At 72.6% G+C, this 15,182-nt stretch carries 13 protein-coding genes; 5 read left to right on the top strand and 8 right to left on the bottom strand.

Features of this window, described 5'->3' with window-relative positions; all coding sequences use genetic code 11:
- Positions 1-4: 4 nt before the first annotated feature.
- The 3 genes from OG509_RS25310 to OG509_RS25300 are packed head-to-tail and all read right to left on the bottom strand — an operon-like array spanning position 5 to position 6,392.
- Entirely contained in the window at positions 5-3,163 is a 3,159-nt protein-coding gene (locus tag OG509_RS25310; protein WP_406184780.1) for an SAV_2336 N-terminal domain-related protein, read from the bottom strand.
- Positions 3,164-3,220: 57 nt separating this feature from the next.
- Positions 3,221-4,285, bottom strand: a complete 1,065-nt coding sequence (locus tag OG509_RS25305) for an AAA family ATPase (RefSeq protein WP_406184779.1) — start codon at positions 4,283-4,285, stop codon at positions 3,221-3,223.
- Positions 4,286-4,310: 25 nt separating this feature from the next.
- A complete protein-coding gene (locus OG509_RS25300; RefSeq protein ID WP_406184778.1) occupies positions 4,311-6,392 on the bottom strand; it encodes a trypsin-like peptidase domain-containing protein in 2,082 nt (693 codons plus the stop codon).
- A 134-nt stretch (positions 6,393-6,526) separates the two neighbouring features.
- On the opposite strand from OG509_RS25300, the gene OG509_RS25295 reads away from it, so the two are divergent.
- A complete protein-coding gene (locus OG509_RS25295) occupies positions 6,527-6,712 on the top strand; it encodes a DUF6104 family protein (protein ID WP_010061466.1) in 186 nt (61 codons plus the stop codon).
- A 91-nt stretch (positions 6,713-6,803) separates the two neighbouring features.
- On the opposite strand, the gene sodN is transcribed toward OG509_RS25295, so the two are convergent.
- Positions 6,804-7,199 (bottom strand): superoxide dismutase, Ni, encoded by a 396-nt coding sequence (sodN, locus tag OG509_RS25290; RefSeq protein ID WP_008741558.1) that lies wholly within the window; start codon positions 7,197-7,199, stop codon positions 6,804-6,806.
- 183 nt (positions 7,200-7,382) lie between these two features.
- Here sodN and sodX point away from each other — a divergent pair, with 183 nt between their 5' ends.
- Positions 7,383-7,802 (top strand): nickel-type superoxide dismutase maturation protease, encoded by a 420-nt coding sequence (sodX, locus tag OG509_RS25285; protein ID WP_406184777.1) that lies wholly within the window; start codon positions 7,383-7,385, stop codon positions 7,800-7,802.
- Here the strand turns inward: sodX and OG509_RS25280 are convergent.
- Positions 7,706-8,335, bottom strand: a complete 630-nt coding sequence (locus tag OG509_RS25280; RefSeq protein ID WP_406184776.1) for a CGNR zinc finger domain-containing protein — start codon at positions 8,333-8,335, stop codon at positions 7,706-7,708. The two genes, sodX and OG509_RS25280, sit on opposite strands and share 97 nt — an antisense overlap.
- An 82-nt stretch (positions 8,336-8,417) precedes the next feature.
- Between OG509_RS25280 and OG509_RS25275 the strand changes: the two genes are divergently transcribed.
- The gene (locus tag OG509_RS25275) at positions 8,418-9,173 is read left to right on the top strand and encodes a class I SAM-dependent methyltransferase (RefSeq protein WP_406184774.1); all 756 of its coding nucleotides are present in this window, start codon (positions 8,418-8,420) and stop codon (positions 9,171-9,173) included.
- 98 nt (positions 9,174-9,271) lie between these two features.
- On the opposite strand, the gene OG509_RS25270 is transcribed toward OG509_RS25275, so the two are convergent.
- From OG509_RS25270 to OG509_RS25260, 3 genes are read right to left on the bottom strand one after another with little or no spacing between them, the layout of a single operon-like run.
- On the bottom strand, positions 9,272-10,039 hold the full coding sequence (locus tag OG509_RS25270) for an amino acid ABC transporter ATP-binding protein (protein ID WP_406184772.1): 768 nt from the start codon (positions 10,037-10,039) through the stop codon (positions 9,272-9,274).
- Entirely contained in the window at positions 10,036-10,986 is a 951-nt protein-coding gene (locus tag OG509_RS25265) for an amino acid ABC transporter permease (protein WP_030153623.1), read from the bottom strand. Before OG509_RS25265 ends, OG509_RS25270 begins: the two co-directional genes overlap by 4 nt.
- Positions 10,987-11,022: 36 nt before the next feature.
- Positions 11,023-11,982 carry an ABC transporter substrate-binding protein gene (locus tag OG509_RS25260; protein ID WP_406184770.1) on the bottom strand — a complete coding sequence of 320 codons (960 nt, stop codon included), beginning with the start codon at positions 11,980-11,982 and terminating at the stop codon, positions 11,023-11,025.
- A gap of 523 nt (positions 11,983-12,505) precedes the next feature.
- Here OG509_RS25260 and OG509_RS25255 point away from each other — a divergent pair.
- Positions 12,506-13,708 carry an NADP-dependent malic enzyme gene (locus tag OG509_RS25255; protein ID WP_387282786.1) on the top strand — a complete coding sequence of 401 codons (1,203 nt, stop codon included), beginning with the start codon at positions 12,506-12,508 and terminating at the stop codon, positions 13,706-13,708.
- Positions 13,709-14,162: 454 nt separating this feature from the next.
- Complete coding sequence (locus tag OG509_RS25250) at positions 14,163-15,125, top strand: zinc-binding dehydrogenase (protein ID WP_053691791.1); 963 nt, start codon at positions 14,163-14,165, stop codon at positions 15,123-15,125.
- Positions 15,126-15,182 lie beyond the last annotated feature (57 nt).

Raw genomic sequence — 15,182 nt, 5'->3', positions numbered from 1 at the left:
GGGGTCACAGCCCCGCCTCCAGGGTGCGGACCCGGGATCCCAGGGCCTCCCGCCGGTCGGCGGCCGCATCCCCCAGCCGGGTCCACAGCTCCAGCGCCGAGCGGTAGGCGTCCAGCGCCGCCCGGGGCCGCGCCAGGCGTTCGAGCACCTCGCCACGCAACTCCTGCACCCGAGCCCCCAGTTCCACCGCCATGTCCCGCCGCTCCTCGCGGTCCGCGGCCAGCGCGCAGCGCCAGGCCCGCCGGTAGGAGTCCGCCGCCCGGTCGAGCCGGTCCGGCGCCCGGGTGTGCGCGTGGATCTCCTGCTGGACGTCCCCGTGCTCGCGCCAGGCGCGGGCCTGCTCCAGCGGGCCGCGGCTCTGCCGGACGGCCAGTTCCAGCAGGTACTCCGCCTCCCGCAGGTCGACCACGTCCCCCTCGTACGCGTGCCGCAGCCGCAGCCCCTCCGCGAGCCGCACCAGCCGCTGCGCGGAGCGGGCGTCGGACTGCGGGACCGCGGCCCGGCTGTCGCGCAGCACGCGTACGGCCACCGAGGTGAACCGCCGTCCGTCGGCGGCCCGCGCCCGGTCCAGCAGTACGTCGCCCCACTCGGGCAGCAGCTCCGCGTACGCCTCCGCGTCGCGCGGGATCAGCCGGCGGGCCCTGCCGTACGCCTCGGCCGCGTCCTCCAGGGCCGCCGGCTGCGCGTCCCGCGCGTACCGGGCCCGGTGGACCCGCGCCAGGCACACCAGGGCGGCCAGCCGCAGCTCCGGGTCGCCGGTGGCCCCGGCCAGGGCCAGGTCGAGCTGCCCGGCCGCCTCCTCCAGCCGCGCCGGCAGGTACCGCAGGGCGGTGGCCAGCTCCACCCGTACGCGGGCGGCCGCCGCTCCCGAGGGCTCGGCGTCCGGCTCGTCGGCCAGCCCGGCCGCCAGGTGCTCGGCGGCCTGCCCGGCCAGCGCCGTGCGCTCCGCCGGGTCGGGGGTGCGGGGCAGCAGGGCGAGCAGGACCCGGCCGAGGGCGGGGCGCACCGCCGGGTCGGAGGCGGGGGCTCCGGTCACCGCCTCCAGCGCGGAGCGCGCCTCGCGCAGCGCGCCCGTGTCCTCGCGGAGCTCGCCGAGTCGGACCAGGGTCTGCGCCCTGCGGACCACGCAGTCCAGGCGCAGCCGCGGGTCCAGCTCCGGGTCGGGGTCGCCGCCTACGGCCGCGAACTCCCGTTCCGCCGCGGCCAGCAGCTCGTGGTCCGGCTCGGCCGCCAGGGCCCGCTCGTACAGGATCCGGCCGAGTACGGACCGGGCCGGCGGGGTGCCGAGTCCGGCCACCACCCGCTCGGCCTCGGCGAGCAGTTCGGGGTCGCGCTGTCCGGCCCACAGCCGCAGCAGTACGGTGGCCAGCTCGCACTCCGCCTCGCCGGGCGTGTCCCCGGGCCCGGCGGGGGCGGCGACGGCCCGGCGCAGTACGGCGACGGCTTCGTACAGCCCGCGCTGGCCGCCGTCGCCCCCCTGACGGTCCTGCGCGGCGAGCCGGTCGCGGGCCGTGCGCACCGCCCAGGCCCGTCCGGGCGGGGGCAGGACGGGCTCGGGGACGCCCGGGTCCTCGGCCGGCGGCCCGGGCAGGTAGCGCCGTACGACGCGGGCCGAGACCTCGGCGAAGGCCTGCGGGAGCCGCCCGGCGGGGACCCGCTCCTCGCCGCCCTCCTCGACCGGCGGGGCGCCGGTGAGCTGGGAGACGGCCAGGGCGGGGAAGTTGCGTACGCCCCGCCCGAAGTGCGCGAGCACGTACTCGGAGCAGTGCTTGAGCACCAGCGCGGCCTCGTCCCGGCCGAGCGGCCCGAGCAGGACGTCCTGGACGCCGGGCACGAACTCGTACCACTGCCCGGCGGCCTGTCCGCGCCGCAACAGCCCGCTGAGCAGCACCTCCGCCAGGTCCGAGGGCTCAGAGTCGGGCAGCATCGTGCGCTGTACGAGGGCCATCACGGGCAGGGTCAGCGGGGCCGCCGACAGGTACACGGCCAGCTGTACGGCGCGCGGCGAGGCGGAGGCGCGGAAGCGGCGCACCAGTTCGCGCGGCGGGCGGACGGCGCGCGGCGGCGGGAGGGGCGCGGCGGGGTGGTCGGCGAGCACGCGGCCCACCTCGGCGGGGACGGGTCCGGTGCCGAGCCCGGCGACGAGGCGGGCCCAGGAGCCGAGCGCGATGGCGCTGGGCGGCAGGACGGGGACGGTGAGCCCGCCGGTGTGGCGCCCGCCCCGGACCGGCCGGTCGGGGCGGAACCGCAGCTTCCCGGAGCCGCCCTCGGCGCGCGTGAGGACGCCCCGCTCGGTCGGCAGCCAGCTGCGGCTCCACAGCCGCTGCGGCAGCGGCTGGACGACGACGCAGGGGGTGCACTCGGCCCAGCGGTGCAGCATCCGCTGGGCCTCGCCCTCGCGCCAGAGCGGGCCGGCGCAGTCGGAGACGACCATGGTCAGCGCCCGCCCGGTGGGGTCGCGCAGCTGGTCCCCTGAGCGCAGCCGGGTGCCGGGGCCGGGTGCGCGCCCGACGGCGGCCCGGCCGTCGCCGAGCCGGTGCAGGTAGTGCACCTGTACGTCGCGGAAGGCGCCGAGCCGCTCGCACACGGACCGCAGCTCCTCGAACATGTCGTGCCAGACGGCCATCGACGGGGAGGCGTCCATGACGAGCCGTACGGTCGCCTCGCGCCGGCTCTCCGGCCGCAGTACGGGGATGACCAGCCCGAGGGCACGGGCGCTGGCCTCGGCGGTGGCCGGCTCGTCGAGCACCAGGCGGGTGGGCGGGCCGGGCGGGCGGTGCCGCTGGAGGGCGCGCAGGGCCCGCTGGATCTCCAGGATCCGGGGCAGCGCGGCCGCGCCGGGGACCCGTACGGGCACTCCGGCGCCGCCCGGGAACTCGGCCGCCTCCTCCGCGACGGTCCCCAGCACCCGGGAGGCGTAGAGCCGCACCGGGTCCTCCGGTTCGGGCTCGGGCCGTACGGGCTCCTCCTCGGCCGGGGACGCCCCGACCGCGGCGCGCGGCCGCCGGGGCGGAGCCGTGCGGTCCCGGTCGGGCGCGGCGGAGCCGGGCGGTCCCATCCGCCCGGCCAGCCACAGCGCGTCGGCGAGCTCCTCGGCGGTGGGGTCGAGCCCGGCGGCGCGCAGCAGCCCGGCGAGGTCACGCAGGGCGGCGGGGACGGGCACCGGGGCAGTCGGAGCGGATGGGGCGGGCAGGGGTGGCCGGTCCATGGACACGGGCGCTCACCTCGGGCGGTCGAGGCGCTGGATGAGCAGGTCGGCGAGGTCCTCCCGGGTGGGCGGGGCGGCGTAGTGGGTGAGGTAGATGGCGTTGAGCAGCTGGTCGGCGGCGACGAGTTCGGACTGGGAGCGGCTGAGGAACTCCCGGATCAGGTCGGCCCCGAGCTGGGCGGCCTCCTCGCCGAGGTGTGCGCGGACCATGGTGGCGAGCCGTTTCTCGCCGGGCTGCCCGAGCTTGAGCTGGATGCAGCGACGCAGCAGGGCGGCCGGGAAGTCCCGTTCGCCGTTGCTGGTCAGGATGATGAAGGGGAAGGCCCGGCAGCGCACCCGGCCGCCCCGGACGGTGACCTTCGCCCCGTCGTCGGTGAGCACCTGCACCTCTGGCTCGGTGTCGGCGACGCGTTCGAGCTCGGGGAGGGCGAACTCGCCCTCCTCCAGAACGTTCAGGAGGTCGTTGGGCAGGTCGATGTCGCTCTTGTCGAGCTCGTCGATGAGCAGGACGCGGGGGCGTTCGGTGGGCAGCAGGGCCGTCCCGAGGGGGCCGAGGCGGATGTACTTGCCGATGCCGGGGGGCGTGCCGGGGCCGGGCGGCGCGCCGGGGCCCGCAACGGAGCCCTCGCCGGGTCCGACGCCCGGCGAGCCGCCGCTCGCGGCGATCTGTACGTCCTGGAGCCGGGCGATGGCGTCGTAGCGGTACAGGCCCTCCTGGAGCACGGTCCGCGATACCACGGGCCAGCGCAGCACCCGGCCGAGTCTCAGCTCGTGGGCGACGGCGTGCGCGAGGGTGGACTTGCCGGTTCCGGGGTAGCCGGTCACCAGCAGCGGCCGGCGCAGGTACAGGGCCGCGTTGATGGCCTCCAGCTCCTCGGGCTCGGGCCGGTGCAGCTCGGCCGCCTGCCGGTGCGCGCCGAGGCGCCGCGCGACGTTGCCGTCGGCGGTGTCCGCCGGTCCCCCGGGCTCGCCGACGGGGCCGCCGTCGAAATCCCGCCACGGCGGCGGATCGGGCAGGGCCTCGATCCCGTCGTGGGGTTCGCCGACCCCCCGGTAGATGAGCCATTCCTCGTTCACGCCTGCTCCCTCCCCCTCCCGCCCGTCACAGGTCGCCCTGCAGCGGCTCGTCTTCGGGCAGCGCGCGGGCCGGGTCCTCCCATACGAGGGCCATCCCGTCGGCCCAGTACGCGTCGGGGTCGGCCCCGTGCGCGCGTGCCCGCAGTGCCTGGAGCCGGACCGGCAGCGGCGCTCCCCGCGCCGCCTCCGTCAGCTCCTCGCGCAGCCCGCGGTGGAACGGCGCGCAGTCGGCCGCCGGGTCGGCCGGGGGCCGCCGGGTGACGGCCACTCCGTATCCGGCGTCCCGGACCCCGTACAGGGAGCCGCGGGTGGGCTCCTCCTCGGCGGCGCGGCAGTGCACGGGCACGGTGTTGTCCGGCAGCGTGTCGAGCCATTCCGGCGCCGGGGTCCTGGGGCGGCCGCGGTCGCAGTCGGCCCGCTCGTCGAGCAGCGGACCGGCCTGGACGCGGGTCCAGCGGTCGGCCCGGCGGTGGTCGGCCTCGTCGTCGTCGGGGATCCCGCCGCTCCCGGCCGGATAGCGGAACACCACCGGCCGCTGGACGCCCAGCGGGGTGCGGCCGGCCACCGTCCAGGTGTCCACGGGCAGGCCGAACAGCTCGGGCGCCACGGCGACTTCGAGCAGGGCCGCCGCGTCGTGGGTGTCGCAGCGCCGGAAGGCCTCGGCGAGCGGGACCCGCAGCACTTCGGCGAGACCGGCCCGGGTGGCCCGTACGCCCGAGTCCACCGGGGTCACCCGGCCGGGGTGGGCGGGCCCGTAGAGCACCGAGACGCGCCAGTCGTAGACGTCCTCCCAGCCGTGCGCCCAGGCCTCCAGCAGTACGGAGGGCCCCTGGGGCAGGGCGCCGGGCGGCCGGGCGTGCCCGTTCGGCTGCCGGTCGGCCCGGGCGCGGCGGCGCCGTTCGCGCTGCGCCAGGCCCTGTTCGTGCCGCTCGCCCAACTCCCGCCGCAGGGGCCGCCACAGCCGCTCGGCGGTGGCCCGTACCCAGTCCCACAGCTCTTCGTCGGCACCCGGGGAGGGCGGCTCGCGGTGGTCGGCGACGCTGACGTCGGTCGCGTACCGGAGCATCGCGGCGGCCTCGCCGGCGCCGCCGGGCGGGTCGTGGAGCATGCCGAGCCCGTCGCGCCAGCTGAGCGGGGCCGGCAGGCCGGGATCCGGCTCCTCGCCGCGGGCCGCCTCGACCAGGGCGCGGACGGCCTCCGATGAGCGCGGCGGAGGCAGTTCGGCCAGCAGCCCGCACAGGGTGGTGCGCTCGGCGGCGGTGAGCCGTCTGCGGCCCTCGTACGGGCCCTCGCGGGCCGGGAGCTCGTCGTGGACGTCCGTCCAGGTACGGCGGCTGTTGAGGTCGCTCAGGTGCTGGTCGTAGTGGTACAGGTCGTGGGCCTGCATGACGCGGCGGTAGAGCCCGACCTGGCCGGTGGCGGCCAGCGGGAGGGTCCGTAACTGCACGACGGACACGGCGAGTCCGCCGCCGCCGCTGTTGCGGCGGGCCTTGACCACGCCGACGACCTCGCCGCGGGCCAGGTCCACGACCGGGCCGCCGGACATGCCGGGCTCGATCTCGTCGTCGTCGCCGAGGCGCAGGGCGGCGCCGCCGGCGGCGGTGCCGCGCAGCCGGGTGGTGCGGCCGGTGATCTCGGGGGTGCCGAGGTCCTCGGTGCAGCCGAAGTAGGCGACCTCGTCGAGGCGCGGTCTGCCGCGGTCGGTGAGCCGTACGCAGGCGTGCGTGATCGGGGCGAGGACCCGGACCAGCGCCAGGTCGGGCAGGTCCCACAGGGCGCGGCGGGCGGGGCGGCGCTCCTCCAGCCGCTCGGGCAGGACGCACTCGACGCGGCCGGTGACGGTGCCGGTGGCGCCGTCGGCGCCGGAGGAGAAGGTGATGCCGAGCTCACGCCCCACGAGACGCACCGCTGCACCCCCTTCCCCGACGACGTGCGCGCACGTCAGGACCCAGCCGGGGGCGATGAAGAAGCCACTCCCCCAGGTGGGACCGGTCCCATGGGGTGCATACCCGTCCGGGGCCGCGTGGACGCGCACGGTGGCCGCCTGGACGAGGGGTTCGAGGAGCTCGAAGGCGCGCGCGGTGCCGCCCGTGCGCCCGTCCGGCATCCCCTGCCCCCTCAGGTGTGGAGGCCGTCCAGGCTAGCGCCGGGTCCCGCAAGAAGGGAGGTCTCGCCGGGTATGCGGATTATCCTGGCGGGAAACGTCCCCCTGCACACCTTCATCACGGCACGGAGCCCGACTTGTACTTCACCGATCGCGGCATCGAGGAGCTGGAGAAGCGGCGCGGCGAGGAGGAGGTCACCTTCGAGTGGCTCGCCGAGCAGCTGCGCACCTTCGTCGACCTGAACCCGGACTTCGAGGTCCCGGTGGAACGCCTGGCCACCTGGCTCGCCCGCCTGGACGACGAGGACGACGAGGACGAGTAGTCCACACGTGGGACGCACTGTTCCCGAGTACGGAGAAGGGGCCCGACCGTGACGGTCGGGCCCCTTCTCCGCGCTCGGGGACGGGCCTGGATCAGGCGGCCTTGGTCTCCCAGAAGATGCGGTCGATCTCGGCGATGAGCTCCAGCGCCTTCTGGCCGGTCGCCGGGTCGTTCGACGCCTTGGCGGCCGAGAGGGCCTTCAGGGTGTCGTTGACCAGGGTGTGCAGCTGCGGGTACTTCTCGAAGTGCGGGGGCTTGAAGTAGTCGCTCCACAGCACCGAGACGTGGTGCTTGGCGAGCTCGGCGCGCTGCTCCTTGATGGTGATGGCGCGCGCGCGGAAGTCGGCGTCCTCGTTGGCCTGGTACTTCTCCTGTACGGCCTTGACGGACTCGGCCTCGATGCGGGCCTGGGCAGGGTCGTACACGCCGCACGGAAGATCGCAGTGGGCGGAGACCTTCGCCTTGGGGGCGAAGAGGCGGGAAAGCATGGAGTTTGTCCTCCTCGTGATCGTCTTCTCAAGAGGGGAGATTACTCCGTGGGAAAGGCGATTTCGCGAGCGGCCCCGTGGGCTTAGGACAAAAGTCCAGGGTGGCGTCCGGACCGGTGAGCGAATGTACGGGAGGCTGCGGCAGCATGCGCAGTGAGGCGAGAGCGGGCGAGGAGGTCGCGCATGGTGGAGAGAAGGCACTCGCGGATGGCGTTCGAGGTACTGGAGGTGGCGGGGCCCTCGATGGTGCCGACGCTGCTGCACGGGGACCGGCTGGTGGTCCGGTACGGGGCGGCCGTGCGCCCGGGTGACGTGGTGGTACTGCGCCACCCGTTCCAGCAGGACCTGCTGGTGGTCAAGCGGGCGGTGGGGCGGCGGCCGGGCGGCTGGTGGGTGCTCGGGGACAACCCGTACAACGAGACCGGCGACAGCACCGACTACGGGACGGTGCCCGAGGAGCTGGTGCTGGCGACGGCCGTGCTGCGCTTCCGGCCGCGCGCGGCGGATCAGAGTTCGCTGAGGGCGCGGCTGTCCTGGGCGGCGTCGGCGCTGCGGCCGCTCTGGCCGGACGCCTCGGCTTCCAGCCGTTTGCGGGCCCGGTAGGCGGCCACGTTGGCGCGGGTGGCACAGCGGTCGGAGCAGTAGCGCCGGGAGCGGTTGGTGGAGGTGTCGAGGTAGGCGTTGCGGCAGGGCGCGGCCTGGCACAGCCCGAGGCGGTCGGGGCCGTGCTCGGTGAGGTGGAAGGCCAGGCCGAAGGACGCGATCGCGGCGTAGCCGGCGGAGGCGTTCGAGGGGTGGTCGGCGAGGTGGATGTGCCAGTTGGGGCGGCCCTCGTCGTCGAGGTACTCGTGGCCGGAGACCTGCGGGCTGACCGGGAACTCCATGAGCAGGGAGTTCAGGAGGTCGACCGCGAGGACGTGGTCGCCGCCGTCGGCGGCCTCGAAGACGGCGCGCAGCCGGCCGCGGACGTTGCGGAAGCGGGTGACGTCGGTTTCGGTGACGCGGCGGGCCATCTGCGCGCTGGCGCCGAAGAGGCCGCGGACGGCGTCCACCGAGGTCAGCGAGTCCTTGTTGCGGGCCGGCTCCTCGGTGTTGACCAGGCGCACGGCATAGTCCGAGTAATGGGCCAGTTCCACTTGTAGTCCTTACGGCTGCGGATTAGGGTCTCGAAGTAACGGCCGAGACTTCTTCGAGGGTATTACGACTGGAGGGTGAGCGATGGCGGAGACCACGACCGACTGGCAGGCCTGGCAGGAGAGCTGGGACCGGCAGCAGGAGTGGTACATGCCCGACCGCGAGGAGCGGTTCCGGGTGATGCTGGACATGGTCGAGGCACTGGTGGGACCCACCCCCCGGGTGCTGGATCTGGCGTGCGGTACGGGAAGTATTACGGACCGCGTCTTCCGGCGGTTCCCGCAATCCACCAGTACGGGCGTCGATCTCGACCCGGCGCTGTTGACCATCGCACGGGGCCACTTCGACGGCGACAGCCGTGTCACGTTCGTCACCGCGGACCTCAAGGACCCCGACTGGACCTCGGCGCTCCCGTACGACACGTACGACGCCGTCCTGACGGCCACCGCCCTGCACTGGCTGCACTCCCCGCAGCTGGCGCTGCTGTACGGGCAGCTCGCCCCGCTGCTGCGCGAGGGTGGGGTCTTCATGAACGCCGACCACATGCCCGACGCCGCGACCCCGCGCATCAACGCCGCCGAGCACGCCCACCGGCACGCCGCGATGGACCGGGCCCGCGCGGCCGGCGCGCTGGACTGGGCCGACTGGTGGGCCCTCGCGGCCGCCGACCCGGTGCTCGCCGAGCCGACGAAGCGCCGGTACGAGATCTACGGCGAGCACGCCGACGGGGACACCCCCGACGACGCCTGGCACCTGCGGACCCTGCGCGAGGCGGGCTTCGCGGAGGCCCGGACCGTGTGGCGTTCCCCCTCGGACGCGCTGGTCCTAGGCCTGAAGTAGTGCCCTTGTAGGAAAGTGAGAACTTTCCGCGGCCCGCCACGCACGCGAGAGGGGCGGTACGGGAATCCCGTACCGCCCCTCTCGTCCGTTCGCCGCGCTTACAGCACCTTGGACAGGAACGCCTTCGTCCGGTCGTGCTGGGGGTTGCCCAGCACCTCGCGCGGGTGGCCGGACTCGACCACGACGCCGCCGTCCATGAAGACGAGGTTGTCGCCGACCTCGCGGGCGAAGCCCATCTCGTGGGTCACCACGATCATGGTCATGCCCGACTCGGCCAGGTCCCGCATGACGTCGAGGACGTCGCCGACGAGCTCCGGGTCGAGCGCCGAGGTGGGCTCGTCGAAGAGCATCAGCTTCGGCTCCATGGCCAGCGCGCGGGCGATCGCCACACGCTGCTGCTGGCCGCCGGAGAGCTGCGAGGGGTAGTTCCCGCCCTTGTCGCCCAGGCCCACGCGGTCGAGCAGGCGGATGGCGCGCTCGCGCGCCACCGCCTTGGACTCGCCCTTGACCATGACGGGGGCTTCCATGACGTTCTCTATGGCCGTCATGTGCGGGAAGAGGTTGAAGCGCTGGAAGACCATGCCGATCTCGCGGCGCTGGGCCGCGACCTCGCTGTCCTTCAGCTCGTAGAGCTTGTCGCCCTTCTGCTTGTAGCCCACCAGCTGGCCGTCCACCGAGAGGCGGCCGGAGTTGATGCGCTCCAGGTGGTTGATGCACCGCAGGAAGGTCGACTTGCCGGAGCCGGACGGGCCGACCAGGCAGAAGACCTCGCGCGGGGCGACCTCAAGGTCGATGCCGCGCAGGATGTGGGCGGCGCCGTACGACTTGTGGACGCCCTCGGCCTTGACCATCGGCTGAGTGGTCATCGCGCGACCTCCGTACGGCGGAACATGTTCAGGTTGGCCTTCAGACGCTGGAACGGCGTCGGCGGCAGGTTCCGCGTGGAACCACGGGCGAAGCGGCGCTCCAGGTAGTACTGGCCGACGCTGAACACGCTGGTCAGGGCGAGGTACCAGAAGGAGGCCACGAACAGCATCTCCATGATGGCACCGGCCGTGTTGCCGATGTTCGACGAAGCCCGCAGGAGTTCCGTGTACTGCACGGCCGAGACCAGGGAGGAGGTCTTCAGCATGTTGATGAACTCGTTGCCGGTCGGCGGGATGATCACGCGCATCGCCTGCGGGAGCACGATCCGGCGCATGGTCTTCGTCTGCGGCATGCCGAGCGCGTGGGCGGCCTCGGTCTGGCCCTCGTCGACCGACTGGATGCCGGCCCGGACGATCTCCGCCATGTACGCGCCCTCGTTCAGGCCGAGGCCCAGGAGGGCGACCATGAACGGGGTCATGATGTCGACGGTCTCGTTCTTGTAGATCGGACCGAGGTTGATGTACTGGAAGATCAGCGACAGGTTGAACCACACCAGCAGCTGGACGTACACCGGGGTACCGCGGAAGAACCAGATGTAGAGCCAGGAGACGGCGCCTGTCACCGGGTTCTTGGAGAGGCGCATCACCGCGAACAGGATGCCGAGCACGAGGCCCAGCGCCATGGCCGAGACGCTGATGATCACGGTGTTGCCGAGACCGCTCAGAACCGCCGGGTCGAACAGCTTGTCGCCGACCGTCGCCCAGATGACGTTGCCGTTGGCGAACGCGTAGACGAGCCAGACGAGCAGCGCGACGACCACGACGCCGCTGACCCAGCGGCCGTAGTGCCGCACCGGAATTGCCTTGATGGCCTCGTACGGGAGGCCCGAGGCGCCGGGTCCGGCCGGCGGGTTCTCGGCCGGACCCTTTTCGATCTTGTCAGTCACAATGACTGCCCTTCAGTGGAGCGTGGAGCGCGGGACTTACTGACCTGCGTTGACCGTCGCGGACTTGACGGCACTGTCCTGCACGTTCCACTTCTCCAGCGCCTTGCCGTAGGAACCGTCCTTGATCGCGGCGTCCAGGGCCTGCTTGAGGGCGTCGCGGAGCTGGGTGTTGTCCTTGCTCACGCCGATGCCGAAGAGGCCGACGCCGCTCTGCTGGCCGGCGATCTCGAAGTCGTTGCCGCCACCGGAGGTCTTCACCGTGTAGGCGGCGACCGGGTAGTCGTTCAGGTCGGCGACGGCGCCGCCGGCCTTGACGCGGGTCTGCGCCTCGGCGTCGGTGTCGAAGGCCTGGATGGTGAGCTTCTTGTCGCCGCACTTCTCGGCCTGGGCCTTGAAGGCGTCCTCGTAGGTGGTGCCGCGCTGGACGGCCACCGTCTTGCCGCAGAGGTCGTCCAGGGACTTGATGCCCTCGGGGTTGCCCTTCTTGACGAGGAGCGAGAGGCCGGAGGAGAAGTAGTCGACGAAGTCGATCCCCTTGCCGATCTTCTGGCCCTTGTCGTCCAGGCCCTCCTGGCGCTGCTTGTTGTCGGTGATCGACGACATGATCGCGTCTTCACGGCCGGTGTAGATCGAGGTGATCAGGCCGTCGAAGGTGCCCGCGGTGAACTGCATCTTCACGCCGAGCTGCTTGCCGAGCGCCTCGGCGATGTCGGGGTCGACGCCGACGATCTTCCCGCCCTCGACGAATTCCATCGGGGCGTAGGCGGAGTCCGTACCGATCTTGATGACACCGGCGTCCTGGATCTTCTTCGGCAGGGCCGAGAAGAACGGGGCGCTGTTGTCCTTCGAGGTACCGCCGGAAGGGGTCGCCGACGAGCCCTTCTCCGTCTGGTCGCCACAGCCGGTGAGGATCAGGGCTCCGGCGACCGCGATCGCGCCGACCGCGGCGATCCGGGACCGGGCGGCGGTCGTACGACGGGTGGTGCTTGCGGTCATGAGCTGGTTCCTCCGGCTGGCTGGTGGAGCATCCGAGAACGGTCGGGCACGCACCTTCGAGTGTCGCGACCTCGTGTGATTACGGCATCTTGCCATTCGGACTGACGCATTCAGGCAGTTCGTCAGGTCAAAATCGGATAACGGGTGGGTGGGGGTACCCAACAGGACTGCGGATTCGGGGGTTCGAGGCCGAAGGAACCGCTGCGACCTGGCCCTTTTGACGGACTATTTGCGGTCCGTCTCGCCCATTGGACGGAGTCGTTTGGACCTTTCGCCGAAAACGGGACAAGCAGTCTACAGTCGAGCAGGAATCGACTCGTCTGAGCAAGCGTTCTTCGGGTACAACGGATCCTTACACCCCTCATCCGGGGCTCAGGGCGCGCGTGCGGCGCGCCCGCGCGTACGAACCTCCCCTTCGCGGAGACGGGCCAACCGTCGATGCGGAGTACGGACGCGGTGCCCGCCCACCCCTTAACCAGGTGTGGTCACCCTCAACGATTCAAAGACTTAAGGGGCCAAGAAAGTGGCAGCGGAGATCGTCAATCCTCGCAGCGACAGCGCGACGGACAACAACCCGGACGCGGTGTTCGCACTGCACCGGGGCGGCAAGATGGCCATCCAGGCCACGGTGCCGGTCCAGAACAAGGACGACCTGTCCCTCGCGTACACGCCCGGCGTGGCGAAGGTCTGCAGCGCCATCGCGGAGCAGCCCGAGCTGGTGAACGAGTACACCTGGAAGTCGAACGTGGTCGCCGTCGTCACCGACGGTACGGCCGTGCTCGGACTCGGTGACATCGGTCCCGAGGCCTCCCTCCCCGTGATGGAGGGCAAGGCCATCCTGTTCAAGCAGTTCGGCGGCGTGGACGCGGTGCCGATCGCGCTCGCGACCAAGGACGCGGACGAGATCGTCGAGACGGTCATCCGTCTGGCTCCGTCCTTCGGCGGGGTGAACCTGGAGGACATCTCCGCCCCCCGCTGCTTCGAGATCGAGCGCCGGCTCCAGGAAGCCCTGGACATCCCGATCTTCCACGACGACCAGCACGGCACGGCGATCGTGACCCTGGCCGCCCTGCGCAACGCCGCGAAGCTGACCGGGCGCACGCTCGGCGACCTGCGCGCCGTGATCTCGGGTGCGGGCGCGGCGGGCATCGCCATCGCCAAGATCCTCGTGGACGCGGGCATCGGCGACGTGTGCGTCACCGACCGCAAGGGCGTCGTCTCCGCGGACCGCTCCGACCTGACGGACGTCAAGGCGGAGATCGCGGGCCTGACGAACAAGACCGGCCAGACCGGCTCCCTGGAAGCGGCTCTGAACGGCGCGGACGTGTTCATCGGCGTCTCGGGCGGCACCGTGCCGGAGGCCGCGGTGGCCTCGATGGCGAAGGACGCTTTCGTCTTCGCCATGGCCAACCCCAACCCGGAGGTCCACCCGGACGTCGCGCACAAGTACGCGGCGGTCGTGGCCACGGGCCGTTCGGACTTCCCGAACCAGATCAACAACGTGCTGGCGTTCCCGGGCATCTTCGCGGGCGCCCTGAAGGTCCGCGCCAGCCGGATCACCGAGGGCATGAAGATCGCCGCCGCCGACGCCATCGCCGGTGTCGTGGGTGACGAGCTCGCCGCCGACTACGTGATCCCCTCGCCGTTCGACCCGCGCGTCGCCGAGGCCGTCGCGGCCGCGGTCGCGGCGGCGGCCAAGGCCGATGGCGTGGCCCGCCTGGCCTGACCCGGCAGCAGCACGGAAGAGGGGCCCGGCCGGATGACATCCGGCCGGGCCCCTCTCTTTGTTGGGCACACCCTCCCCGCCCCCGAACCGGGAGGGGGTGCTCCGCCTCAGCGCCTCGACGAAGCTGACGCTTCGTCAATGAGAATGCGGCCACAAGGTGGCAGGCTCATGACGAGCCGGGCGGCATGGCGTGAATATTACCGCCACTCCAGGCTTGATTCTTACGTTCCGCTTCCCCCTCCCGATCCCACAAGACCGCACGTGGCACGCTTAGTTGAGTACGCAACGAACGATTCCGCTAGGCTCCCGGGCGGTCCAGTACGGACGCAGGAACACCCCCGCCCGGTTCCCGCCGAAGGCCACCGATCCGTACGGGCGGCCGTGCGACGAAGGCCTCACCTGCTCGGCCCCGACAGGTCTGGCCCGACGCGCTACCGAGCGGTAGCGTCGCGGCATGTTCGCTGCCTACGCCGCCCGAATCGACCGTGACCAGCCGCTGAGCGGCCTCGTGCTGGGCGAGCGCCCGGCCCCCGAGGCCCGCCCCGGCTGGGTGACCGTGAACGTCAAGGCCGCCTCCCTCAACCACCACGACCTGTGGTCGCTGCGCGGGGTCGGCCTCGGCGAGGACAAACTCCCGATGATCCTCGGCTGTGACGCCGCCGGGATCGACCAGGACGGCAACGAGGTCGTCCTGCACTCCGTGATCGGCCAGAGCGGCCACGGGGTCGGCCCCGACGAGCCGCGTTCGATCCTGACCGAGCGCTACCAGGGCACCTTCGCCGAACAGGTGACCGTCCCGGCCTGGAACGTCCTGCGCAAGCCCGCCGAGCTGTCGTTCGAGGAGGCCGCGTGCCTGCCGACGGCATGGCTGACCGCGTACCGGATGCTGTTCACCAACGCGGGCGTGCGCCCCGGCGACTCGGTACTGGTGCAGGGCGCGGGCGGCGGGGTCGCGACCGCCGCGATCGTCCTCGGCAAGGCGGCGGGCCTGCGCGTCTTCGCCACCAGCCGGGACGAGGCCAAGCGCAAGCGGGCGGTGGAGCTGGGCGCGGTGGAGGCGTACGAGCCGGGCGCGCGGCTGCCGCAGCGGGTGGACGCGGTGATCGAGACGGTCGGCGCGGCCACCTGGTCGCACTCGGTCAAGTCGCTGCGCCCGGGCGGCACCCTGGTCATCTCGGGCGCCACGAGCGGGGACCGGCCGGCGCACGCCGAGCTGACGCGGATCTTCTTCCTGGAGCTCAAGGTGGTCGGCTCGACGATGGGGTCGAAGGACGAGCTGGAGGACCTGCTGGCGTTCTGCGCGGCGACCGGGGTGCGACCGGTGATCGACGAGGTCCTGCCGCTGGACCGGGCGCGGGAGGGCTTCGAGAAGCTGGAGGCGGGCGACCTGTTCGGAAAGATCGTCCTGACGGTGTAGCCGCCGGTTTGTCAATGACGGTTGACGCCACCGTGTCCGTCAACCTACATTGACAGG

This window comes from Streptomyces sp. NBC_01006 (assembly GCF_045162725.1).
Taxonomy (GTDB): Bacteria; Actinomycetota; Actinomycetes; order Streptomycetales; family Streptomycetaceae; genus Streptomyces.
This window is presented reverse-complemented; position numbering and strand designations above follow the sequence as displayed.